19 protein-coding genes are annotated in these 20,017 nt (G+C 47.3%); 15 read left to right on the top strand and 4 right to left on the bottom strand.

Features of this window, described 5'->3' with window-relative positions:
- The first annotated feature begins 25 nt into the window (after nt 1–25).
- The 5 genes from rlmD to U0358_RS05925 all read left to right on the top strand — a co-directional run bounded on the left by rlmD (nt 26) and on the right by U0358_RS05925 (nt 5,530).
- Entirely contained in the window at nt 26–1,378 is a 1,353-nt protein-coding gene (gene rlmD, locus U0358_RS05905) for a 23S rRNA (uracil(1939)-C(5))-methyltransferase RlmD (protein WP_322407357.1), read from the top strand.
- A gap of 3 nt (nt 1,379–1,381) precedes the next feature.
- Complete coding sequence (gene relA, locus U0358_RS05910; RefSeq protein WP_322407358.1) at nt 1,382–3,571, top strand: GTP diphosphokinase; 2,190 nt, start codon at nt 1,382–1,384, stop codon at nt 3,569–3,571.
- A gap of 22 nt (nt 3,572–3,593) precedes the next feature.
- Nucleotides 3,594–4,367, top strand: coding sequence for a nucleoside triphosphate pyrophosphohydrolase (mazG, locus tag U0358_RS05915; protein ID WP_322407360.1), 774 nt, complete (start codon nt 3,594–3,596; stop codon nt 4,365–4,367).
- Nucleotides 4,368–4,729: 362 nt separating this feature from the next.
- The gene (locus U0358_RS05920; RefSeq protein WP_322407361.1) at nt 4,730–4,921 is read left to right on the top strand and encodes a hypothetical protein; all 192 of its coding nucleotides are present in this window, start codon (nt 4,730–4,732) and stop codon (nt 4,919–4,921) included.
- 12 nt (nt 4,922–4,933) lie between these two features.
- Nucleotides 4,934–5,530 (top strand): HAD family hydrolase, encoded by a 597-nt coding sequence (locus U0358_RS05925; RefSeq protein WP_322407363.1) that lies wholly within the window; start codon nt 4,934–4,936, stop codon nt 5,528–5,530.
- A 94-nt stretch (nt 5,531–5,624) separates the two neighbouring features.
- Here the strand turns inward: U0358_RS05925 and U0358_RS05930 are convergent, their stop codons facing one another.
- The 3 genes from U0358_RS05930 to U0358_RS05940 form a co-directional block, all read right to left on the bottom strand.
- Entirely contained in the window at nt 5,625–6,518 is an 894-nt protein-coding gene (locus U0358_RS05930; RefSeq protein ID WP_322407364.1) for a ZIP family metal transporter, read from the bottom strand.
- A gap of 374 nt (nt 6,519–6,892) precedes the next feature.
- Entirely contained in the window at nt 6,893–8,041 is a 1,149-nt protein-coding gene (gene yiaY, locus U0358_RS05935) for an L-threonine dehydrogenase (RefSeq protein WP_322407365.1), read from the bottom strand.
- A gap of 249 nt (nt 8,042–8,290) precedes the next feature.
- On the bottom strand, nt 8,291–9,070 hold the full coding sequence (locus U0358_RS05940; RefSeq protein ID WP_322407366.1) for an acetoin reductase: 780 nt from the start codon (nt 9,068–9,070) through the stop codon (nt 8,291–8,293).
- Nucleotides 9,071–9,766: 696 nt separating this feature from the next.
- Between U0358_RS05940 and U0358_RS05945 the strand changes: the two genes are divergently transcribed.
- The 9 genes from U0358_RS05945 to U0358_RS05985 all read left to right on the top strand — a co-directional run bounded on the left by U0358_RS05945 (nt 9,767) and on the right by U0358_RS05985 (nt 17,565).
- Nucleotides 9,767–10,234, top strand: a complete 468-nt coding sequence (locus tag U0358_RS05945; RefSeq protein ID WP_322407367.1) for an energy transducer TonB — start codon at nt 9,767–9,769, stop codon at nt 10,232–10,234.
- A 13-nt stretch (nt 10,235–10,247) separates the two neighbouring features.
- Nucleotides 10,248–10,472, top strand: a complete 225-nt coding sequence (locus U0358_RS05950; RefSeq protein ID WP_322407369.1) for a hypothetical protein — start codon at nt 10,248–10,250, stop codon at nt 10,470–10,472.
- Nucleotides 10,473–10,579: 107 nt separating this feature from the next.
- Nucleotides 10,580–10,822 (top strand): hypothetical protein, encoded by a 243-nt coding sequence (locus U0358_RS05955; RefSeq protein ID WP_322407370.1) that lies wholly within the window; start codon nt 10,580–10,582, stop codon nt 10,820–10,822.
- Nucleotides 10,823–11,165: 343 nt separating this feature from the next.
- Nucleotides 11,166–11,492, top strand: a complete 327-nt coding sequence (locus tag U0358_RS05960; RefSeq protein WP_322407371.1) for a hypothetical protein — start codon at nt 11,166–11,168, stop codon at nt 11,490–11,492.
- A 49-nt stretch (nt 11,493–11,541) separates the two neighbouring features.
- Complete coding sequence (locus U0358_RS05965) at nt 11,542–12,789, top strand: TolC family protein (RefSeq protein ID WP_322407372.1); 1,248 nt, start codon at nt 11,542–11,544, stop codon at nt 12,787–12,789.
- Entirely contained in the window at nt 12,786–13,691 is a 906-nt protein-coding gene (locus tag U0358_RS05970; protein WP_322407373.1) for an efflux RND transporter periplasmic adaptor subunit, read from the top strand. Before U0358_RS05965 ends, U0358_RS05970 begins: the two co-directional genes overlap by 4 nt.
- Nucleotides 13,692–13,701: 10 nt before the next feature.
- Complete coding sequence (locus tag U0358_RS05975) at nt 13,702–16,833, top strand: efflux RND transporter permease subunit (RefSeq protein ID WP_322407374.1); 3,132 nt, start codon at nt 13,702–13,704, stop codon at nt 16,831–16,833.
- Between the two features lie 127 nt (nt 16,834–16,960).
- Complete coding sequence (locus U0358_RS05980) at nt 16,961–17,191, top strand: hypothetical protein (RefSeq protein WP_322407375.1); 231 nt, start codon at nt 16,961–16,963, stop codon at nt 17,189–17,191.
- Between the two features lie 17 nt (nt 17,192–17,208).
- Nucleotides 17,209–17,565 (top strand): DUF6404 family protein, encoded by a 357-nt coding sequence (locus tag U0358_RS05985; RefSeq protein ID WP_322407376.1) that lies wholly within the window; start codon nt 17,209–17,211, stop codon nt 17,563–17,565.
- On the opposite strand, the gene U0358_RS05990 is transcribed toward U0358_RS05985, so the two are convergent.
- A complete protein-coding gene (locus U0358_RS05990) occupies nt 17,562–18,197 on the bottom strand; it encodes a cation efflux transmembrane domain-containing protein (RefSeq protein WP_322407377.1) in 636 nt (211 codons plus the stop codon). The genes U0358_RS05985 and U0358_RS05990 overlap by 4 nt on opposite strands.
- A gap of 159 nt (nt 18,198–18,356) precedes the next feature.
- Between U0358_RS05990 and U0358_RS05995 the strand changes: the two genes are divergently transcribed.
- Complete coding sequence (locus tag U0358_RS05995; RefSeq protein WP_317496729.1) at nt 18,357–19,994, top strand: CTP synthase; 1,638 nt, start codon at nt 18,357–18,359, stop codon at nt 19,992–19,994.
- Nucleotides 19,995–20,017: the final 23 nt, after the last annotated feature.

Raw genomic sequence — 20,017 nt, forward strand, 5'->3', positions numbered from 1 at the left:
ATAAATCAGGTAAAGCAAAACCAACATGGCGCAATTTTTTAAGCCGCAAAAGCGCAATAAGTCCGTAAGTAAAACCCTAAAAGGTCAGGTGTCAGCACTTGACCATCAGGCGCGTGCGGTTGTACGTGCAGCCGTAAAAGGTCAGCCCACCCGTTTTATTATGGGCGCCTTGCCGGGCGAGATCATAGAGTACAAAACTGCGGGCAAACACAGTGGTCATTTAGAGCGTATTCTGGAGCCCAGTAGCGACCGTCGTGAAGCGCCTTGTCAGTATTATGCTAGCTGTGGAGGTTGCGACTTTCAGCACATAGACGAGCAAAAACAGCTGGCTCATAAGCGGCAAGTGGTGGAAGAGCTGTTTCAGAAGTTCGGCGTATTTAATCCCCAAACCAGCAGTCTGCCGTGGCAGGAACCGCTGATTAGCGAACCGATGCGTTACCGTCGCAGAGTGAGGCTGGCAACGCGCTGGCTGGGCAAGGAGCAAAAGCTGCTGATTGGCTTCAGAGAAGCACAAAGCCACCATATTGTCGCCATACATGACTGCCTGGTAGCCGATGAAATTCTGCTGCAACGCGTCAATGCCCTATACCCTTTATTAAATACATCGGCTGTTGCCAGCAAGCTCGGTCATATTGAGGCTATTAATACCAATACCCCTATTATTTTGCTGCGTATCACGGAAGCGCTGCCGGGTGACGCCATGCAGGCGTTGCAGAAGTGGCAAACGGCCAATAAAACCAATATTTGGTTACAGAGCGAGAACGATCTGCAGCCTTTAGCTGGTGCAGCAATGCCTTTTGATACCAGCATTGACGGTGACAAACTGTATTTTCAGCCGGGTGACTTCCTACAAGTTAACGGCGGTATTAACCAGCGCATGGTGCAACAGGCTATGGACTGGCTGAAGCCAGAAAAAACACAGCGCGTGTATGACTTTTTCGCCGGTATTGGCAACTTCAGTCTGCCTTTGGCGCGCCGGGCAAAATCGGTACTGGCAGTAGAAGGTGTTTACCGCATGGCCGAGCAGACGCGCATTAACGCTGAAAACAACGGCATGGATAACCTGAGTTCACTTAGCGCCGACTTAAACGAAATTACCGCTTCAGACTTAGGTGAGCCCGCCGATTTGTGGTGTTTAGATCCTGCAAGACCGGGGGCTGAAGGTGTGGTGAAGTTGCTGCATAAGCTGAAGCCCGAACACAGACCACAGCGCATTTTGTATGTTTCCTGCGCACCGGATACTTTGGCGCGGGATATTGCCGGCATGCTAAGCGAAAGCAAAGGTTGCAATTACCGCATAATTGGCCTGAGTACAGTTGACATGTTTGTGCAAACCCATCACATTGAAACTATGGTTTGTCTGGAGAGAGCGTCGTAAATCATGGTCCATGTACGCAGTACCCACGTGGATGACCCCAAATACAAAGACAGCGAACAGCATTGGCTGAACGCTGTGAGTGATCCTGAGCCGTTAGAAAGTACTTTTCAGCAACTGAAGCAGCAGTTTCCTGAAGAAGCTGAAGCCTTGCTGAAAGGCCAGGAGATGGTCGAAATACTGGCACCGTTAAAGCTGGATGCAGAATCCTTGCTGGCGGCGTTGTACGTGCCATTGCTGGAAGCAGGCAAGCTCGATTTAGACAAACTCACCGGTAAACAATCGAAAACCCTGATTGTGCTACTGCGAAACGTACAGCAAATGCAAAGTATAGGTGACTTACAACACTTCCAACACGGCCAGCCTGACGGCAGTCAGATAGACAACGTGCGACGCATGTTACTGTCTATGGTGGAAGATGTGCGCGCGGTGCTGATAAAGCTGGCCGAACGCATTTGCTATCTGCGCGAAGTAAAAAAAGCCGACGAAGAAACCCGGGTACTGGCCGCTAAAGAGTGCGCAGAAATATACGCGCCGTTGGCTAACCGATTAGGCATAGGGCAGCTGAAGTGGGAGCTGGAGGACATTTCTTTCCGTTACCTGCATCCTAAAACCTACAAAACCATTGCTCAGCGTCTTGATGAGCGCCGCACCGACCGCGAACTCTACATAGATAATTTTGTGTCGGGGTTGCAGGCGTCACTGAAGCAGCAGGGTATTGATGCCGATGTCTATGGCCGCCCCAAACATATTTATTCTATTTGGCGCAAAATGCAGAAAAAGCACCTGCAGTTTGACCAGCTGTTCGACATTCGAGCTGTGCGCATTCTGACGCATAACCTGAAAGACTGTTACGCCGCACTAGGCGTAGTGCATTCCAGCTGGCGGCATATTGCGTCCGAGTTTGACGACTACGTGGCAACGCCTAAACCCAACGGCTACCAGTCCATTCACACCGTGGTTATAGGGCCTGAGCACAAGAACGTTGAAATTCAGATACGCTCGCACGACATGCACGACGACGCCGAGTTGGGCGTGGCCGCGCACTGGATGTACAAAGAGGGCGCTGCGGCCGGTAAACGCCACGGTTTTGAAGACAAAATTGCCTGGCTGCGTAAGCTACTGGCCTGGCATGAAGACATGGCTGGCAGCGAAACTCTGGTAGATGAAATTCGCTCGCAGGTGTTTGAAGACCGTGTGTATGTGTTTACCCCGAAGGGCGAGGTAGTCGATTTGCCCATGGGCTCAACCCCGCTCGATTTTGCTTACTACATTCACAGTCAGGTAGGGCATAAGTGTATTGGCGCAAAAATCGACAGCCGTATTGTGCCTTTTACTTACCAGTTGCAAAACGGTGACCGGGTTGAAATTCTGACTCAGAAAAACGCCCAGCCACGGCGCGACTGGTTGAACCCGCAACTGGGTTACCTGCATTCGTCACGGGCACGAGCCAAGGTTCACACCTACTTCAAAAAAGAAGACCGGGAAAAGAACCTGCAGGCCGGTAAAGAGTTACTGGAAAACGAATTGCAGAAGTATCAGTTACATGTGGCAGATGCTAATAAAGCGGTCGAGCGCTTTAACGTGCCGACGCTGGACGATTTGTTAACTGCTATCGGCGCGGGCGATGTGCGACTGCATCAGGTGGTGAATTTCCTGAAACCGCAGGAAACCGAAGCCGACAAAGTAGAGCGCTTAACTAAACGTCGTAAAGCCAAGCAGTCGCCAAAAACACCGAAGTCTGACGTTACGGTAGAAGGCATTGGTAACCTGATGATGCACTTTGCTAACTGCTGTGAACCGCTGCCGGGTGAGCCCATTACCGGATTTATTACTCAGGGACGGGGCGTGTCCGTGCACCACAGCGACTGCGATCAACTGAAGCATTTATTGCACCAGCACCCCGAGCGCGGTATTGAAGTGTCCTGGTCGGGGCATTCCAAACAGGAATACCGGGCAAGCCTGCGTGTGTCAGCTTTAGACCGTAACGGGTTGTTGCATGACATTACCAGTGTGCTGTCGAACGAGAAGGCGGCAGTGGCGCAAATGGACAGCGAAAGCGATGCGCAGTCACAGTCGGCAACTGTGGTGTTAACTCTGACCGTAAAAGACAGCGACGCACTCAGCCGTATTACAGACAGACTGCGCCAGGTTCATTGTGTTGAGCAAGTTCAGCGCATTACTTTAAAGCTTTAGTTGAAACAATAGAGGTACCTCAGTGAAAGGCATGCAACAACTGCAACAGGTTATGACTCAGCTACGCAACCCAGAAAGCGGCTGCCCCTGGGATTTAAAGCAGAACATGACCTCGTTAATTCCTTACACCATAGAGGAAACCTACGAAGTGGTAGATGCCATTCAGTCGGGTAACTGGCAGTCGATAAAAGATGAGCTGGGCGATTTACTGTTTCAGGTAGTGTTCTATGCTCAGTTAGCGCGCGAAGAGCAGCAATTTGAGCTGGACGACATCGCTGCACATACCGCTGAAAAATTGATAAGTCGCCACCCGCATGTATTCGGCACCGATGCTGAGCGCAATCTGTCTGACGCTGAAATTAAAGCCCAGTGGGAACAGATAAAACAGCAGGAGCGGACAAAGAAAGATGCCAAAGGCTCTGTGTTTGACGACATACCCAGTCAACTGCCCAGTATTTTAAAAGCTGCCAAACTGCAAAAGCGTGCCGCGTCAGTGGGCTTTGACTGGACCGAAGCTGAGCCTGTTTACGCCAAAGTTGACGAAGAAATTCAGGAAGTAAAAGAAGCCACCGACCAGGACCATATCGAAGAAGAAATTGGCGACTTATTGTTTGCCGTAGTTAACCTCGCCCGCCACAAACAAGTGAACCCCGAAGCCGCGCTGCAACGCGCCAACGAAAAGTTCAAAAGCCGCTTTCAGCACATAGAGCAAAGCTTAAGTCAGCAAGGCAAGCACCCAACCGACTGCAACCTTGAAGAGTTAGAATCTCTATGGCAAGTCGCTAAGCGGAAATAACGGCAAACCTTCGCGCGTAAACACGGCTGAGTGAACGGCCTGGATATTCAGGAGACGCTGCGAGTTCATCCATGAAAGCTTGACGAAGGCCATCCATGGCCTTCGACACTCCTGTATACCCAGGCCGCTCACTCTTACGCCTCTTCCCGCCCGAGGGTATGCCTCTCCCTTTTCCTACTCATCATTCCCTGTTTTACTTGAAAAACGGATGACTTAATCAAGTTTTGAAACTTTGCTGCACAGCAATGGTCAGTTACTTGTGTAAAATACCTTTGTCAAAAGAAGATGCGCAAACAATGGCTGAAGGGCAACAGATGGTAAAAGACTGCCGCGAAAACAATGAAAAAGGAGGAGCGGGCAGTATGAACGTGAGACTAGTCTCTGCCTGCCGTGATGATAACTTTTCATGGAGTAATTCAGAGTTGGATATTTATTTAAAGACTCAAGACGACGAAGACTTTTTCTTGTTTCTTGAGGGTATGGACGTCACTAAATTAGATACCGACGTTCAGCGCAATATCAATGCGGTTCCTAATTGTGATAAAGCCAGTTAATTACGAGCTCTAATGAATTTAGCGCTTTTTGATTTTGACGGAACAATAACAGAGCAGGATACTTATACTCAGTTCCTGTTTTACGTTACGCCTAAACGCCGATTGATAATGACGCTGCTATTAGCGTCCCCGTTTATTGCACTGTATAAACTAAGGCTGCTTAAACCGTCAAAGACTAGGCCGCTATTATCTAAAATCGTGTTCTGGAATCGCTCCGTGGCTGACATTACGAGGTTAGCCCGTAGCTTCTCCGAGCAATATCTACCCAATGTTATCAGAGCCGAAGTCCTTAAAAAAATTGAATGGCACAAAGCGCAAGGAGACGAAGTCTATGTGGTGTCGGCCTCTTTAGACCTTTATCTTTCCCGCTGGTGCCGTTCACAAGGTATTAAGTGGGTATGCAGCGAACTGGAAACAAAGAATAATAAATTAACAGGACGTTATGTGTCAGGTGACTGCAGCCTGGAGAATAAAGTCATTGCCATTAAACGAAAAGTAAATTTGATCGACTTTAAAACCATTTATGCCTACGGAGATACAGCAGAAGACTTGCCAATGCTTGCATTAGCCCATGAGAAGTACCTTAACTGGAAGCGTATTACTGATTGAGAACACCCATTCAAGTAATCCTGAAATAGCCCCCGTTAGCGAACAAGTTGAGAAGAATTTGTCTGTTTTAAGACGCGTTAATTTAAGCTGAGCGCTAACTACCCAAAGCGGTATCGAGTACAAACATCAGCACAAAACCCAGCATCAGACCATTCGTTGCAGACATTTCGTGGCCTTTTCTGTGTGATTCGGGAATCATTTCATGACTGATGACGAACAGCATAGCGCCCGCGGCCATAGCCAGCCCCCAGGGCAGTACAGCTGCGTTGCTCAATGCAATAGCGCCAATAACGGCCATTAAAGGCTCTACTAGCCCCGATAACATACCTACTCCAATGGAAAGTTTGCGGCTGTACCCAGCGGCCAGTAAGGCCATGGCTACGACAAAACCTTCCGGTATGTCTTGTACAGAAATACCAGTTGCCAGAGTTGAAGCTCCAACAGTATCTTCGCCAGCGTACGCGACGCCAATTGCCAGTCCTTCGGGTATATTGTGCAAGATAATAGCAATGACAAATAACCAACTGCGTTTCAATATCAGTGCCTGATGGCCTTCAGTACCTTTAATAAAGTGCTCATGCGGTACACTGCGCTCCAGAGCCATCATCAAAAAAGAGCCCAGGAGAATAGCAGCAGCTACTTTGAGCGGGCCCTGCCAGGCTATTTGCTCTGCTGCTTGAAACAGATCTAATGCCGGCACAATGAGAGAAAAAATACTGGCGGCCAGCATGACACCACCACCAAAGCCTAGCATTGCAGCGTGTAAGCGGCCGGAGAGACCACGTGAGAATAGGGCTGGAAGAGTCCCCAAAGCCGTGGCGGCGGCAGCTACTGCTCCGGCATAAAACGCATAGCGTACATTGTCTTGAGACTGCATGAGCAGAATGAGCTGATACAGACCATAGCCCACACCTAAAAATAAGGCGCACCAAGCAAGCAGCTTGCTTCCAAACCGCCAATCTGATTGAAATAATTCCATTACCTTCATTAATGTTCCTCAAAACGCCTGGTAACTTCTAACCAGTGGTTCGCTTAAAATACTGCAGCTAGTCTGCACGTTTACTCCGACACCTTAAATAGTAGCGTGTTCCCAAGCATTCAGATCAAGTATTGGAATCAGTTTATCAATTAATTATCTTGATTGATTGTGCCGGGATTGGTGACAGTAGAGCAAGCTTTTATTCACGTACGAGCAAGGGGGAGAGAATCAAATTATGTCTATCGATGTGAAGGCTACTATTGGGCATATACTCATTTTTTCGCAGCTACATTAATGTAGCTGCGGGGATAGGATGTATTGAACGCACTGTAAAAATCTTTAGCGATACTCGACGTTGAGCGGCTAAGCGTAAAAGATTCCGGTTAAAAAGCCGCTTTAAAAATAGCAACAACGTCTTCGTGACTGGGTTGAATTGGATTAGTCAGGCCACAAGCGTCTTTCATCGCATTGTCTGCTAGTGTACTAAAGTCCTCTTCTTTTGCCCCCAGTTCTTCCAGACCAGCCGGAATATTAACGCTCTGAGACAGTTGGACAATGGCGGCAATAGCAGCGTCAGCACCTTCTTTGTCTGTTAATCCCTGTACGTCTGCGCCCAGCGCTTTACCAATGTCTTTCAGGCGCGGTGCGACAACCTGACTGTTGTAGCGTTGCACATGAGGCAATAAAACCGCGTTACAGACACCGTGCGGTAAATCGTAGAATCCGCCGAGTTGGTGGGCCATGGCATGTACATAACCTAGAGACGCATTGTTAAACGCCATACCCGCCAGGAACTGTGCGTAAGCCATTTGCTCACGAGCTTCCATATTCGTTCCGTTATGAACCGCTTCGTGAAGATTGTCCCGGATAATCTCTATGGCTTTTATGGCACAGGCATCGGTAATGGGTGTAGCATCGGTGGATACATAGGCTTCAACGGCATGGGTCAGAGCATCCATGCCCGTTGCTGCAGTCAAGCTGGCAGGCATACCGACCATTAATCCCGGATCGTTAACCGACAGGATGGGGGTCACATTTTGGTCGACAATTGCCATTTTAATATGGCGTTCCGGGTCGGTAATAATGCAGAAGCGGGTCATTTCAGACGCAGTGCCTGCGGTGGTATTAATACTAATGAGTGGCAGTTGTGGCTTTTTCGAGACATCAACGCCTTCATAGTCGCTAATATGTCCGCCATTAGTGGCAACCAGTGCTATGCCCTTGGCGCAGTCGTGAGCTGAACCTCCACCTAGTGAAATAACACAATCGCACTGATGCTTCTGCAGAACATCTAACCCGGCTTTAACGTTTGTCACAGTCGGGTTGGGTTGTACGCCATCGTAAACTAGGCTGCCTATTCCATGCTCTTTGAGCAGGGCTTTGATTTCTTCAGTAACGCCCAGTTTGGTCATGCCTGGATCGGTAACTACCAAGGCTTGTTTAAAGCCATAGTTATCCATTTGCGTGGCCGCATCTTTAAGGGCATTATCGCCAATAATATTGACTGCTGGAATATAAAAAGTGTTGCTCATGGCATTAACCTTTTTGTCTGTAAGTTTACATCTTATTATTGTGTTCTTTTCTTCCGTTAAATAACTTGATCTGCATCAAGAGGTTGGCATGCAAGCCTTAGTTACTTACGTTGATGCGTTTTGCTTCTTGCAGTGAATAACTTAGCCCTTGGAGGCTGCTTCATTCGGGAACTAAGCTGGTGCATTGAAATAAACACCAGCAATTATCGTGGTTTCGTTATCTATCAGGATGTAAATAAGGCTTCCGAATTAACGAAAAACGATACCACCATCAATTAACGGCGCTTGACCGGTCATGTAATCAGAGTCCGGACCCGCCAGGTAGGATACAAAGCTTGCTACGTCTTCTGGTGTTTGCGCCCGGCCAAGGGCAATCCCATCAACATACTTTTCGTATGTTTCGCCTTCAGACGCGTCAGTCAGTTCAGCAAAACGTTTGTCAATTTCAACCCACATATCGGTGCCAACGACTCCGGGGCAGTATGCGTTTACCGTAATACCCTGACTTGCATATTCCAGAGCTGCGGCTTGAGTTAAAGCGCGCACGGCGAATTTAGTGGAAGAGTACACACCTAATAATGCAAATCCATTATGACCGGCTATGGAAGAGGCATTTATAATTTTGCCTTTTTGTTCGCGCTCAATAAACTTCTTCGCTGCTGCCTGAATGCCCCAAAGGGTGCCATCAACATTAATTTTCTGAATTTTATCCAATTCTTCCGGAGTGACATCTGCAATTGCCTGAACTTGTGCAATACCGGCGTTGTTAACCATGATGTCGAAACCACCTAGTGTTTTTTCGGCATGGTCAATGGCTGCGTAAACTTGCTCACGATCACTTACATCAGCTTTGAATGTCGTTGCCTTCCGGTTTAATGCTTCTACTTCCCGGGAGACTTCATTCATTTTGTCTTCGTTTAGATCAACAATGGCAATGTCTGCACCATCTTTTGCCAATCGCAAAGCTATAGCCCGTCCAATACCCTGAGCGGCTCCAGTCACTAAAGCTACTTTATTTTGTATAGACATAACGTACTCCTATTTGAAAATTGCATTTCAACTATAGTACATACGCGGTGGTTAAATTTCGCAAGTGTAGATGAAACAATGGGGTGTTTTCATTAAGACATAACCAAGGACATGACTTCCGCAACTGCTTTGTCATCTAAGCCTATTTGATCGACAAGTATTCGTATTCAATAGCTCGTGAAACTATCAAATCAGTAAGGTCTCGTATTGAGACAGAGTTGCCATGAACCCCGAGATAGCACCAATTAGCGAACGCTTTTTAGACTTAGGGTTAACTAAATATCGACAATGGGTAATTGACGGAGATAACTTGATCATTTAGAAAGTTAATAAACTAGCAACTAAAATCGAATTATTATTGATTATGGACTCTCGACGGAGCGCGCGAAAACTTCTGTTTGAAATGAATCTATTGGTTTGAAAAATATTGATTGATGAAAGTGGATTCGGAATAGACTATCTCAATAAACTTAGCCCTCTTTGACTTTGACGGCACAATAACTAACCAGTGCAACAACACGAAGTTCCTGCTTTACGCAACTCCTAAGCACCGCGTTATAGCAACTCTGATTTTAGCCTAAGCAATTGCTTTTCTAAATTAAAGAATATATTGTAATTAACATTTTTATAACGGATTTCTCTGGCTTTTAAATGGAAGCTATGTAAGATTAGTCAATAAAGCATAAAGGAAGCGGCATGATAAAACAGTTTATTCTTACTCTAGTTGGTGTTCTCGCAACCAGCGGCTGCACATCCACAAAAAACACCGTTGAATACGCTAACCTAGCATTAACCGATAATGAGTTGGCACAGCCTAAATGGGCTGATCTAAAGCGGTTTCCCGCAAGGTATCCTGAGCAAGCTGTGATTAATTCGCTAGAGGGCTGCGCCACAGTTCAGTACGTCATAACGCCGGATAACGAAATCAAAGACATAGCGGTTGTCGAGTCTACTAACAGAAATTTTTCTGTGGCAGCCAAAGACGTTATTACAAACTGGAAATGGAAAGACCTTCCCAACAATATTATTTCTGATCCTGTGAAAACGCAAACACGTTTTGACTTTTGCCTTGATAAAGCTAACCAGAATTGCTCAGTAATAGAGCCTAAATACTCTTGTCCGGGCGAGGATATTATTCATTCTCGCGGGATGATGCTGCAGTAACCCGGGGGAAGTAATGACGCCTTTAAAACAACCCCTCTTGCATCTATGGGGTGGTCTTTGTTTGCTTGTTTTCACTACAGCAGTGATTGATATTGTTTTCTTTTGGTCTGATACTGGTTTTGACTGGATGTTTTTAGGTAAAAAAGTGATTTATGCAATCGCTACTGGTTACTGGGTCTGGAGGTTTTTAATTGAGCCTTATCGAAAACGGAAAGTACTTGAAACGAAGAGCCCTTAGAAAAAGTATGTAGCGTCAATGCGTCATTTCCCTTATGCCTATAATTATTGTTGGCGAATGTGCGAATTTAATAAAGAACGTACTAACGGATATTCTGGGAAATAACCATGAGTGAATCAACTGACCACCAACCATTTGGCTCTATTCTTGTGCCTGTCATTATGGCTGTTATTTTGACTGAAATACTCATGCATAGCTTTGATTTAAAATACAACCCAATAAGTGATGGCTTCGATATTGCTAATTTCTTAATTGATTTAGGCGTATTTGTAACCATTGCAGTGACCACTTCCTTGTTATATCAGCGAATATTCAAATTGCTTAGAAAAGAGGGTGGGAGCAAGGAATAGATCTAAAATGACGCTTCAACTCAAACGCATATACAACAAAGCGTCACCTTACGATAGCTGTCGAGTCCATGTCGATATGCTTTTTCCGAGTGCACTTTCAAAAGACGCCATCAAGCTTGATGAGTAGATAGAAGGGTAGCGCGGGCCGATAAGGTTTTCATAGGCTCTCGCAATAACAGCTTTGAATAGAGCGAGTTTAGTAAACGCTAGTTGGCTGAATAAAATGACGATGAAACAGTAATGGATTAACTTTTGAATTTTAATGCAACGTCTTTAGGTCAATTGATTCTAATTATTACCCCACCATTAGCGTTTTCGGCTTAAGTTCGATAAAGTAGCGGGCATGAAAATCCCATGGTTACTCATTACAGTCATCCTGATACACAGCTTTTTTACCTGTGCGTCCGCGGTTGGCCATATGGAAGACGCAAGCCACAGCAGTGTGGATGTTGTTTTTGATGTCAACCATGGTTTAGAACATAGCCCGAATTCTTCATCTTTAGATCTTGAGCAGAGTCACGAGCACCAGTTTCATGCGCACGTGAGTTGCATTACTGGTTACGGTATTAGTGTCTCTGCTTGTCCCGTTATTACCGAAGCTCAGCCTACCGCTGTGATTTTTGATAAGGGTTTAGCCCACCAACCGCCGGTTCCCCCACCAAACGCTTAATCTCCATTTCTACCGTCATTTTTAAATAGCGAACAATTGGAGATAAAACATGAAGCGTTTAAGCTTCGTGGTGGTCTTTCTGGGTGCCATATTGGCATTTCCGGTTAGTGCTGCCGCGTCAGATTTAACTTTAAGTGATGCATTAAACCGCACGCTGAAGAGTAACCCCGATTTACAAAAGTACGACTATCAACAGCAGGCCGCCGAGGCTCTGACTCTGCAGGCTGGGTTTTCACCTAACCCGAGAATTGGACTGGAAGTTGAAAACTTTGCTGGCTCTGGTGAAAGCTCCGGTTTGGATAATGCGCAGATGACGTTGTCCTTCTCTCAGGTCATTGAGTTAGGAGAGAAACGCCAGCAGCGCATTAATGCGGCAACAGCCGAAGAAAAAGTGCAACAGGCCGAGTTTGAATACCAGAGCATTGAGGTACTGGCACAAACAACACAACGCTTTTACCAGGTACTCAAGTTGCAGGAGCTTATTAGCCTTAGCAAGCAGCAGCTACATCGTACGGAGAGTCTGTTAGAAACAGCACAGGAGCGGGCAAATGCTGGCGCGGTTCCAAACTCTGAGGTAACCCGTATCCAACTTCAGCGCGAGAGCCAAGGGGCTGATATAGAGGAACTGAAAGGCCAGTTGGCTAAAGCGCAGGCAAAGCTCAGCGCAATGTGGGCTGAGCAGCCGAACTTTAACCAAGTTTCGGGCACTTTTTATTTCCCCTTAAATTTGCCGGAACAGGCCGACGTTCTAAATGCAGTAAATAAGGCACCTGAATATTTACGCCTGTTAGATTCCGAGCGCTTATTGCAGGCTCAGGCAAAGGCGTTGGAAGCAGACTCCACCTCTGACTTAAGTCTGGGATTTGGCGTGCGTTACAACAATCAGTCGGATGATACCGGTTTTGTGGTTGAGGCGTCGATGCCATTGCAGCTGCAAGATCCTAATATTGGGCGTATTCAGCAGCGTCGGGTGTTGCATCAATCGAACCTGCAGCAGCAAAAGCTGGTGCGAACTCAGTTGCGGTCGCTGGCACTGGCGCTAATAAACAGCCTGCAAACCCACCAAAACTACCGACAAAAAGTGAAAGACACACTATTGCCACTGGCACAGCAACTGGTCGAACAAACGAACCAGGGATATGCGCGCGGTACGCATTCGCTATTGCAGGTGCTGGATGCCCAGAATGAGCTAGCTCAGCTCGAGTATCAACGAGTTTCGCGGGAGCACGCCATATACAGCGATGTCATTCAGCTGGAACGTATGACCGGACAAGCATTTTTAGGAGAACAGCAGTGAAACTATCAACTTACTTTCTAACAGCTGCTTTTTTGGCTGTCTGTAGTTACACCCAACAAACCTGCGCGTCGGAAGATGACCACCATGAAAAATTGCATACTGAACTGAGCGATAAAGCCATAGAAAACGCCGAACTGACTATGGGACAAGTTAGCTCCCAACGCATGGCTGTGACTCAAACCGTATTCGGCGTAATTGCGCCGGAGAATAACAATATTGCGCATATTAGCGCCCGCTATAAAGGCACTGTGAGTTCGCTTAATGCCAATATCGGCGACTCAGTTGAAAAGGGCGAGGTACTTGCCGTAGTCGAAAACGTCAGTACAGGTACCAAGTTTAATGTGGTCAGTCCCATTAGTGGCGAGGTATCTGAACGTTTTACCAATGTTGGTGAATTGGTTGATCAGCAGCCTTTATTTCAGGTAATTAATACCGCTTCAGTTTGGGTAGAGTTGTCGGCGTTTCCCGAAAACGTGGAAGCAATGCAGGAAGGTCAGAGCGCCGAGTTATACGACTTGCACCACCATAAAACGGTAAGCGGTACAGTATCTTACATTGCACCTCAGATGAGCGGCGGTCATATAGCCCGGGCACGCGTGGTATTGCCCAATAAGTCAGGACATTGGCGCCCGGGAATGCACGTTAAAGCGGATGTCACAACCGACACCTTTACTGCCGATATCGCGGTTGAGTCCGATGCCATTCAGACCTTGAACGGAGAAACCGTAGTTTTTATCCGCAACGGCACCCGGTTTGAAGCCAGTGAGATTAAAACAGGGCGCAAATCGGGTGACTACGTCGAGGTTCTTTCGGGGCTTCAGTCAGGCGCAGAGTATGTCATTGGCAACAGTTATTTGATTAAGGCTGACATTCTCAAACAGGGTGCAGGGCACAGCCACTAGGGGGACTATCATGATTGATGCACTCATTCGCTTTGCGGTTGAACGCCGCTGGTTAGTGGTGGCTGCGACCTTTTTGATTGCGGCTGTTGGTGTGTATAGCACCATGAAGCTGCCAATTGACGCGGTGCCGGACATTACCAATGTACAGGTACAGGTAAATACCGAAGCATCGGGTTACTCACCGCTGGAAACAGAACAACGTATCACTTACCCGGTAGAAACGGCTATGGCGGGTATTCCGAAGCTGGATTATACCCGCTCAATTTCTCGTTATGGCTTGTCTCAGGTGACGGTGGTATTTGAAGAAGGCACTGACATTTACTGGGCCCGGCAACAAATCAGCGAGCGGTTGCAGCAGGTTAGGGGGGAGCTGCCGCAAGGCGTTGAACCCGCAATGGGACCCATAGCCTCCGGTTTGGGCGAAATCTTTAATTACGTTGTCAGAGCAAAACCCGGGGCAACCGACGCAGAGGGTAACCCTTACACTGCGGAAACCCTGCGCACCATACAGGACTGGATCATTAAACCGCAGTTGGTAAAAGTGCCTGGGGTTACCGAAATAAACAGTGTTGGCGGCTATGAAAAGCAATACCAGGTTGCACCTCAACCGGGGCGTATGCTGGCTTACAAAGTGACCATGAAGGACTTACTCAAAGCTCTGGACTTGAACAACCGAAACGCCGGCGCCGGATATATAGAAAAGAACGGGGAACAGTGGCTGGTGCGCTCGCCGGGTCAGCTAAAGTCTCTGGAAGACATTGGCAATGTGGTGGTATCAAAGCGGGACGATGCGCCGGTTCGTGTTGGCCATATCGCTGAAGTCAAACTGGGTAAACAACTGCGTACCGGAGCAGCTACATCTAGTCAGGAAGAAGTGGTTCTGGGCACCGCCATGATGCTGATTGGTGAGAACAGTCGCATAGTGGCACAAGCGGTGTCTGAAAAGCTGGAACAAGTGCAACAAAGCCTGCCGGAAGGCGTGGTTGCTGAGCCTATTTATAATCGTACTACCCTGGTGGATAAAACCATTGCCACGGTTGAGAAGAACCTTTTCGAAGGCGCGGTTTTGGTTATTGTGGTTCTGTTTATCTTGCTCGGCAATATACGGGCTGCCTTGATCACCGCATGCGTTATTCCACTTAGTATGCTGTTTGCTATTACCGGAATGGTCACGAATAAAGTGTCCGGCAACTTGATGAGTCTGGGCGCGATAGACTTTGGCATTATTGTCGATGGGGCCGTTATTGTAGTGGAAAATGCTCTGCGACGACTGGGTAATGCGCAACAGCGGTTAGGAAGAGTGTTAAGAACTCAGGAACGTCTGGTTGAGGTCATGAAAAGTACGCGTGAGGTATTCAATCCGGCGGTATTCGGTGTCCTCATTATTATGCTGGTGTACCTGCCCATATTCGCGCTAAGCGGTGTGGAAGGAAAAATGTTCCATCCTATGGCTTTCACCGTAGTTGCAGCGCTGCTGGGTGCCTTGATTTTCTCGGTCACTTTTGTTCCTGCCGCTGTCGCTATCTTTGTCCGTGGCAATATTAAGCACGGCGAGAACAAAGTGATGCGGGGCGCTCGTAAAGCTTATCAACCGGTATTAAGAGGTGCGCTAAAACTTCCGGTGTTCGTTATTGCTATCGGCTTCGGCTTGTTCGCTGTTTCTTTGTTTCAGGCCAGCCGTATGGGTACGGAGTTTTTACCACAACTGGATGAAGGCGACATTGCCATGCATGCCTTGCGAATTCCGGGTACGGGCTTGCAGCAGTCGGTCGATATGCAGAAAGACGTAGAAGCCGTGGTGGCGGAATTTGTCGAAGTGAAGCGGGTATTCTCGAAAATTGGTACACCGGATGTCGCAACGGACCCGATGCCACCGAGCGTGGCTGATACCTTTATTATGCTGAAGGAACGCAAAGACTGGCCCAACCCGGATAAAAGCAAAGAGCAACTGGTCAGTGAAATTCGTAAGGCGGTACAAGAGTTGCCCGGTAACAAGTACGAATTTACCCAGCCGATAGAAATGCGGTTTAACGAGTTGATTGCCGGCGTGCGGGCTGATCTTGGCGTACGTATATACGGCGACGACCTTGAACAACTCAAACAATTGGGTGACTCAGCAGCGGCTATTATCAGAGAGGTTTCGGGGGCTTCCGGCGTGCGCGTTGAGCAAATGACCGGCTTACCTATCTTGTCCGTTGAGCCTAAGCGAGACCATTTGGCGTTGCTGGGGCTTACGGTCGCGGATGTACAAAGTACACTGCAGAGCGCTGTAGGCGGCATTCAGGCCGGGGTTATTTATGAAGGCGACAAACGTTTCAAATTATTGGTCCGGCTGGACAGTGACTGGCGGCAGAACATTGAAAAATTGAAACAGCTGCCGGTGGATGTGCCTGCGGCAAATAACCCAGAGCTACAGTATGTGCCGTTAGGTGAAGTAGCTAAATTGACCCTGGCTAATGGGCCTAACCAAATTAACCGGGAAAGTGGTAAACGGAATGTCATAGTTAGTGCCAACGTTACTGACCGCGATTTGGGCTCATTTGTTAATGCGGTTCAGGAGAGTTTAAACACAAACCTGGATATGCCCACGGGTTACTGGATTGACTATGGCGGCACTTTTGAACAGTTGCAGTCAGCTTCACAGCGCTTAAGCCTGGTGGTTCCGTTGACGCTGTTGCTGATTTTAGGTCTGCTGTATAGCGCTTTCGGTTCTTTAAGCAGCGCATTGATCATCTTTACCGGCGTGCCCTTGGCATTAACTGGCGGAATTTTCGCTTTGTCATTGCGAGGCATGCCTCTGTCTATTTCTGCGGCGGTGGGTTTTATTGCCTTGTCTGGTGTCGCGGTGTTAAACGGGGTTGTTATGCTGTCATTTATTCGACAGTTGCTCCGGGATGGCTTGAAGTTGAAAGACGCTGTATTTGAGGGCGCGCAACAACGTCTGCGACCGGTACTGATGACGGCTCTTGTCGCGAGCTTAGGTTTTGTTCCTATGGCGTTTAATACGGGTACCGGAGCAGAGGTTCAACGGCCTCTGGCCACCGTTGTTATTGGTGGTATTATTTCGTCAACGCTTCTGACGCTGGTTGTTCTACCCGCGTTGTTTTATTTGGTAAATCGATTTAAACAGGCGAAAACGTAATTTTATTAATGCCTCCGAATAAGCGCGTTCATTTTGAGCGCGCTTTTTTATTGATTCACTCTTAACAAGTTAGTTTGGTTTTATTAACATGATTAAAACAATAAGTTCCGATTATTAAGGAAATACCATGAACTCAGGCGCGAAGGCATTAGCTGCTAGCGAAACTAAATTCGACCGCAAAGCCTTTACCATTTTATTTTCCGTTCTAAGTTTACTTTTCGGTGTGGGGCTAGGGTTGGCAATAAGTCTGGTTGAGTTTACCGGCAATTCTGAAATGTACTCTCAACTTGCTTTTAGTCTGATACCCGCAGTTGTTATTTGGACATATGTTCTTTTTCATTATTTAAAACGGTTTTGATTGTTAAGGTTTACTCCATGTCTTTTGAAGCGAAAAAGCAGGCCGCACTGGCTGAACTAAAAAGCTCTAAAATTTGGCAATCTAACTACCAGCCTCCTTTCTTACTGTTTATGTGGTGGTTAGGAAGAGAAACAAAACCACCGCACTACAATAGCTTTATGCACAACGCTCTAAGTTTAGGCTCTTTTTTTGGTCTATTCTGGGGTGTAATTATGTGGCTATTCGTCTGGAACTCAACCGCGCTTCCTTTATCAGCGGCTATTGCAGCTTCGTTATTAGCCGGTGCGTTATTTGGCCTCTCAATGGCGTATTATTACCGCTTCAGCGGCCGAAAAAATAACTTATCTCGATGGGGGGAACTAGCGGGAAACTAGCCGCAACACCCCGAAATATCGGTTTTTTCACCCGCTTTTACTGCTCGTGCATCGTGAATAATGCGTATTGCAGAGCGCAGTACAATTAAAGCGATGACAGTGGCGATAACTAAGTCCGGCCAGGCCATATTAAGTTTAGCTACCAGCAGAGCTGAGAGAATAACACCGCCGTTCATTATCATGTCGTTGCGCGAGCATATCCAGCTGGCACGAATGTTAATATCGCCATTGCGCGAGCTGTAGAGCAAAGCAAAACAAGCGATATTAACGGAAAGAGCGAGCAGGGCAACCCACAGCATTATGTTGGCGTTAGGCTGGCTACCAAAAATTAAACGTTGTGATACATCTGCCAAAACCACAAGTGCCAGCACGGTTTGCAATGTGCCGTTAAGAATGGCGGCGTTAGCTTTGTATTTTATGGCTTTACCTACGGCGTACAGACTTACTGCGTAAACCAGAGTATCGGCCAGCATATCCAGTGAATCGGCAATCAGGCCGCTGGACTCAGCTATCCAGCCTGCTACAAACTCCACCAGAAACATCACTCCGTTAAGAACCAGTACGGCCCATAATAATTTCCTTTGTGTTTTGTCGATGTGTTGTTGTGCGGTGGTACCACAGCAGGATGACATAAAGTAACTCCGGATAGGTTTTAGCTGGCGCTATACTAGCAAAAGTGCTTTGCTGGAGACAGGTGGCGTGCTTTTTATTTGTTGTTAGGGGCGTCTTTCGGTATACTACTTTCCCGTCTGAATGCAATCCCAAATTTGACCTGACCAACTAGGTATCACATGGCGACAAACTATATTTTCGTAACCGGCGGAGTTGTATCCTCGCTGGGTAAAGGCATTGCTGCAGCCTCCCTGGCGGCAATTCTTGAAGCACGGGGCCTTAACGTAACTATCATGAAGCTGGACCCCTACATTAACGTAGATCCGGGTACCATGAGTCCAATTCAGCACGGTGAAGTTTTTGTCACCGTAGACGGAGCTGAAACCGATCTTGACCTTGGTCACTACGAGCGTTTTATCCGCACCCGTATGACCAGCAGCAACAACTTTACCACCGGCCGTGTCTATGAAGACATTATACGCCGTGAGCGTAAAGGTGAGTTTTTAGGAGCGACCATTCAGGTCATTCCTCATATTACCAACGAAATTAAGCGTCGTGTTATTGAAGGCAGTAAAGGCTTCGATATTGCCATTATTGAAATTGGCGGCACGGTGGGTGACATTGAGTCACAACCTTTCCTTGAAGCCATTCGTCAATTGGGCACGGAAATTGGTCGTGACCACACCTTATTTATGCACCTGACCCTGGTGCCATTCTTAGGCGCTGCGGGTGAGGTGAAAACTAAGCCAACACAGCACTCAGTGAAAGAGCTGCGTTCTATTGGTATTCAACCCGATATATTGATATGCCGTTCAGATCGTTCATTACCGGCAACTGAGCGCTCGAAAATTGCGTTGTTTACCAACGTAGAAGAGCGCGCGGTTATTGGTCTGCGCGACGTTGACAGTATTTACAAAATACCTTCTATGTTAAAGGCTCAGAGCCTGGACGATATAGTAACCAAGCGTTTCCGTCTGGACTGTCCTGAAGCCGACTTGCATGAGTGGGAAGAGGTTCTCTATCAGGAGTCGAATCCGAACGGTGAAGTCACAGTTGGTTTTGTCGGTAAATACGTTGAACTTCCGGACGCTTACAAGTCAGTTAACGAAGCCTTGGCGCACGCTGGTCTTAAGAATCGTTTAACGGTGAACATTCGTTACATAGACTCGCAAGATTTAGAAACCAAAGGCACCTCAAAGCTCGAAGACGTGGACGCTATTTTGGTTCCCGGTGGCTTCGGTGGTCGTGGTATTGAAGGCAAATTAATTGCAGCGAAATACGCTCGTGAGAACAATGTTCCGTATTTGGGCATTTGTTTAGGTATGCAAGTCGCAATGATTGAATTCGCTCGTAATGTGGCCGGTTTAGCTGGCGCTAACAGCACGGAATTTGATGAAAATTGTAGTGATCCGGTAGTGGGACTTATCACCGAATGGATGGACGCCAGCGGCCAGAAAGAATTGCGTGATAAGCATTCTGATCTGGGTGGCACCATGCGCCTTGGCTCACAAGAATGTCATTTAGAAAAGGGCTCTAAAGCGCTGAAAATGTACGGTAAAGAGACCATTGAAGAACGCCACCGTCATCGTTACGAAGTGAACAACCATTATGTAGAGGCACTGGAGAAAGCTGGTTTAAAAATTACCGGTTACTCGCATGACAAACAGTTGGTCGAGATTCTGGAAAACCCGAAACATCGCTGGTTTGTGGCAGTACAGTTCCACCCGGAATTCACTTCAACGCCGCGTGACGGGCACCCGTTATTTAAAGGCTTTATAGAAGCTGCTGGTGAATTTCATAAAGAGCGTTTGGGTTAATAACCCGGCTAATGATTAAGCAT

It is taken from the genome of Idiomarina sp. PL1-037 (assembly GCF_034422975.1).
In the GTDB taxonomy this organism is placed as follows: Bacteria; Pseudomonadota; Gammaproteobacteria; order Enterobacterales; family Alteromonadaceae; genus Idiomarina.

Coding starts and splice junctions, on each gene's coding strand:
- U0358_RS05950 (WP_322407369.1), top strand. CDS start 10,248: ATGACGCCTTTAAAACAACCCCTCTTGCATCTATGGGGTGGTCTTTGT.
- U0358_RS05925 (WP_322407363.1), top strand. CDS start 4,934: ATGAATTTAGCGCTTTTTGATTTTGACGGAACAATAACAGAGCAGGAT.
- U0358_RS05940 (WP_322407366.1), bottom strand. CDS start 9,070: ATGTCTATACAAAATAAAGTAGCTTTAGTGACTGGAGCCGCTCAGGGT.
- U0358_RS05945 (WP_322407367.1), top strand. CDS start 9,767: ATGATAAAACAGTTTATTCTTACTCTAGTTGGTGTTCTCGCAACCAGC.
- U0358_RS05960 (WP_322407371.1), top strand. CDS start 11,166: ATGAAAATCCCATGGTTACTCATTACAGTCATCCTGATACACAGCTTT.
- U0358_RS05990 (WP_322407377.1), bottom strand. CDS start 18,197: ATGTCATCCTGCTGTGGTACCACCGCACAACAACACATCGACAAAACA.
- U0358_RS05930 (WP_322407364.1), bottom strand. CDS start 6,518: ATGAAGGTAATGGAATTATTTCAATCAGATTGGCGGTTTGGAAGCAAG.
- U0358_RS05920 (WP_322407361.1), top strand. CDS start 4,730: ATGAACGTGAGACTAGTCTCTGCCTGCCGTGATGATAACTTTTCATGG.
- rlmD (WP_322407357.1), top strand. CDS start 26: ATGGCGCAATTTTTTAAGCCGCAAAAGCGCAATAAGTCCGTAAGTAAA.
- U0358_RS05955 (WP_322407370.1), top strand. CDS start 10,580: ATGAGTGAATCAACTGACCACCAACCATTTGGCTCTATTCTTGTGCCT.
- U0358_RS05975 (WP_322407374.1), top strand. CDS start 13,702: ATGATTGATGCACTCATTCGCTTTGCGGTTGAACGCCGCTGGTTAGTG.
- U0358_RS05980 (WP_322407375.1), top strand. CDS start 16,961: ATGAACTCAGGCGCGAAGGCATTAGCTGCTAGCGAAACTAAATTCGAC.
- U0358_RS05985 (WP_322407376.1), top strand. CDS start 17,209: ATGTCTTTTGAAGCGAAAAAGCAGGCCGCACTGGCTGAACTAAAAAGC.
- yiaY (WP_322407365.1), bottom strand. CDS start 8,041: ATGAGCAACACTTTTTATATTCCAGCAGTCAATATTATTGGCGATAAT.
- U0358_RS05995 (WP_317496729.1), top strand. CDS start 18,357: ATGGCGACAAACTATATTTTCGTAACCGGCGGAGTTGTATCCTCGCTG.
- relA (WP_322407358.1), top strand. CDS start 1,382: ATGGTCCATGTACGCAGTACCCACGTGGATGACCCCAAATACAAAGAC.
- U0358_RS05965 (WP_322407372.1), top strand. CDS start 11,542: ATGAAGCGTTTAAGCTTCGTGGTGGTCTTTCTGGGTGCCATATTGGCA.